This is a genomic window from Rhodococcus sp. IEGM 1408 (genome assembly GCF_033142235.1).
Lineage (GTDB): Bacteria > Actinomycetota > Actinomycetes > Mycobacteriales > Mycobacteriaceae > Dietzia.
In genome coordinates, this window is the sequence record NZ_JAWLRW010000032.1 from 1 (window position 1) to 2,937 (window position 2,937).

Annotated in this window: 3 protein-coding genes; all 3 read right to left on the reverse strand. The window is 64.4% G+C overall.

Going from position 1 to position 2,937, the window contains the following annotated elements; all coding sequences use genetic code 11:
• Positions 1-800, reverse strand: an 800-nt coding sequence (locus R4P08_RS18340) for an AAA family ATPase (protein WP_317815300.1), incomplete at its 3' end; no start/stop codon positions are given.
• Entirely contained in the window at positions 800-2,254 is a 1,455-nt protein-coding gene (locus tag R4P08_RS18345; RefSeq protein WP_411741243.1) for a Mu transposase C-terminal domain-containing protein, read from the reverse strand. The genes R4P08_RS18345 and R4P08_RS18340, both read right to left, overlap by 1 nt.
• 2 nt (positions 2,255-2,256) lie before the next feature.
• A complete protein-coding gene (locus R4P08_RS18350; RefSeq protein WP_317815301.1) occupies positions 2,257-2,859 on the reverse strand; it encodes a recombinase family protein in 603 nt (200 codons plus the stop codon).
• Positions 2,860-2,937: the final 78 nt, after the last annotated feature.

A 2,937-nucleotide genomic window follows, 5' to 3' on the forward strand; every position in this document is an offset into this window, starting at 1 on the left:
ATGACGAGGGTGGATCGGGCGGCTTCGACGACGTCGTCGGTGATGGTGTTGAGCTCGTTGATCTGCATGATGCGCTCCATCTGCGTGAACAGTCTGTCGACGAGTCGGAAGTTGCCGCGGGTGATCCGTGCGATCGCGGCGAGGGCTTGAGCGTCGGTGAAGTCGTCGGGGTCGAGGGGGTGGCCGTATTTGGGCCAGCGACGTTCGAGCACGAAACGCAGTTCGTCTTTGCTCAGTGGCCGGTATTCGTGGGCGAATCCGACGCGGCTGTAGAGCTGCGGGTAGCGGCTGAATCTCTTCTCGATCCCGGGCATGCCGATGAGGATGACTGCGACGTTGTCGCGGTCGTAGTGGTCTCGCACCATTTCCAGGGCGGTGGCATTGAGGCGGTCGGACTCGTCGATGATGATCAGCTCGACGTACTTGCGCAGGTTCCTGGCTCGTGTCTGCAGTTCGCCGGTGTTGATCAAATGCTCGTCGATGCACGCAGATACTTGGACCGTCAGGCCGGTGAGGTCGTCTCTGACCTGACGCGGAGTGCTCAGGACCGCGGGGGTGTAGAAGACTGTTCGCTTTCTGGCCAGCGCGGCATAGATCGGGAAGTCGGAGTCGTCGCGTGGGCCCCATTCCTCGAGGAGTCGTTCGGCTTTGTGCCAGTTCGCATACCGTCTGGCAGACAGTGTCTTGCCGATCCCGGCTTGGCCGTAGCAGATGCCAATGGTGTGTTGCCGGCGTACGCCGTCGGCGAACTCGACGAATCTGCGGTGCTGTTTGGTGGCGATGAACCGTTGCGGAGACATCAGTCATCCTCCAGGTAGGTGCGAAGCTTCGTCTTCCTCCGGGCGGGTGGGGTCGGTGTCGGCGGGGCCGGAAACGAGGGGTCTTCGTGGCCGGTGACGACGGCAATGCGTTCGGTGATCTGGCCGCGTAGCTCGCGTCGGCGGGCTGCGCGTGCGTGTTGAATGTCTTTGAGACTGACGGTGGTCGATGCGTGATCGGGGTCCACGGCCTTACAGATGTACTGGTTCTTGTGGAAGACATGGATTTCGGAGATGTCGCGGGGGTCGTAACGGATCACGACCTGCTCTTTGACGTAGGCGGCCAGCAGCGGTGAGACGTACCGCAGGCCCTGGAAGCGCACTCCGTCGCGGTGGACGATGCGCGTTTTGGCCACGGTCAGCAGCAGCAGGTTGAGATCATCGACGGTCTCGGGCAGGCGAGGCAGCCACCCGTCGCCGATCCAGGTCCGGTAGGGGCTGTCGCCAGTCTCCGGGTGGGTGCGGCGGTGATACTTGGCACTGATGAACTCGCCGATGGCGGTGTCGAGTTCGGGCAGCGTCAGTACCGGCTCGGGGTGCCGCTGACCGCGGGTGAGATAGCCCGGCAGTTCGGCAAGGAGTTCGGTGTTGATTGTGCCGAAGATTCGCTCGATCTTGCCGCGGCCCTGTGGTCTGGCGATGGTCGAGTAGATGATCTGAAAGTGCAGGTCATTGGCGGTCTGGGCGAGATGGTGACTGGTGAAGTCGGTGCCGTGATCGACGTAGAGCACATCGGGCAGGCCGCACATCGGCCAGTTCGGATCGCTCTTGGGCCAGATCGCGTGCCGCAACGCCAGCGCGGTGTTCATCGCAGACGGTGCGCCGAGGAAGACCATGTAGCCGCACACCGCCCGGGAGTAGTCGTCGAGGATGACGGTCAGCCACGGACGGGCGGATCGCCCGTTGGCGTCGAGGATGAGGATGTCGAGTTCGGTGTGGTCGGCCTGCCAGGTGGCATTGGCCCGCTCGGCGCGGTGTCGCCACACCAGCTCGTAGGTGTCCCGGTAGGCCGCCGCGCCCTGGTGGGCCAGTGTGAGCATCCCAGGATCCAGACCGGTCACGATGGCCCGCACGGTGCTCACTGAGACCATCGGCCATCCGCGGCGGGTGGCGGTCGTGGCGGCCTTGCGGGTGATTGACGCGGTGGTCGGTCGAGGCGTACTCAGCGCCAGGCCTTCGATGTAGGCCACAAGGTCTGGGTGGGTGCGCCGCCCACGCTTGGGTGGCGTTGCCGGAGCCAGCGCGGCGATCCCGCCCTTTCTATAGGCGGCGAGCCAGCGTTGCAGAGTGCGTTCCCCGACCTTTTCGGCTGCGGCCAACTGGGTCAGCGGGACCCCGCTCTCCACGTGTTGGCGTAGGACTTGCCATCGGGCCGCGGCAGTCTTCGCGCCAGTGGGGGCGCCGATCGAACCTTGAGGTTCATCGCCCCCGTTCATGGCTACGCCGTCGTCGACTTCTGTCGGCGCGGAGCCGGGGGCTTGTCGGCCCCGCGTTGCAGCGCCCGGTAGACGGTGGTGCGGCTGACCCCCAGGACCTCGCCGATCTGGGCGACGGTCATGTCTTGTTGCTCGTAGAGCTTGCGGGCGGTGCGCAGTTTGTCCCCGGACAACAACGGTGGGCGCCCACCTCTACGGCCACGGGCTCGGGCGGCTTCCAGGCCGGCGTGGGTGCGTTCGGAGATGAGGTCTCGTTCGAACTCCGCCAGCGAGGCGAAGATGTGAAACACCAGCCGCCCGCCCGAGGACCCGGTGTCGATGTTTTCTTGCAGGGATCGGAACTCGATTCCGCGCTCTTGCAACTCGGTCAGCTGATCGATCAGATGCCGAATCGATCGGCCCAGACGGTCCAGTCGCCAGACCACGAGCGTGTCGCCCGGGCGAAGTTGATCGAGGAGCTTTCCCAACTCTGGGCGCGAGGCCAATGCCCCGGAGGCGGTGTCGGTGAAGACCTTGTAGCAGCCAGCAGCCTCCAGAGCATCGTGCTGCAGTCGAGCGTCTTGATCGCCAGTCGACACCCGCGCGTACCCGAAAGCGTGGCCCATACCGATAAATGTAGCAATACCCGTCGCTGGTGGGTAGATCAGAAACACAGATTCCGGGACTGGGTTCCGCTACAGACC

What these genes read in the sequence shown, in the direction of transcription:
- R4P08_RS18350 (WP_317815301.1), bottom strand. Translation starts at nt 2,859, where the DNA reads ATGGGCCACGCTTTCGGGTACGCGCGGGTGTCGACTGGCGATCAAGAC.
- R4P08_RS18345 (WP_411741243.1), bottom strand. Translation starts at nt 2,254, where the DNA reads ATGAACGGGGGCGATGAACCTCAAGGTTCGATCGGCGCCCCCACTGGC.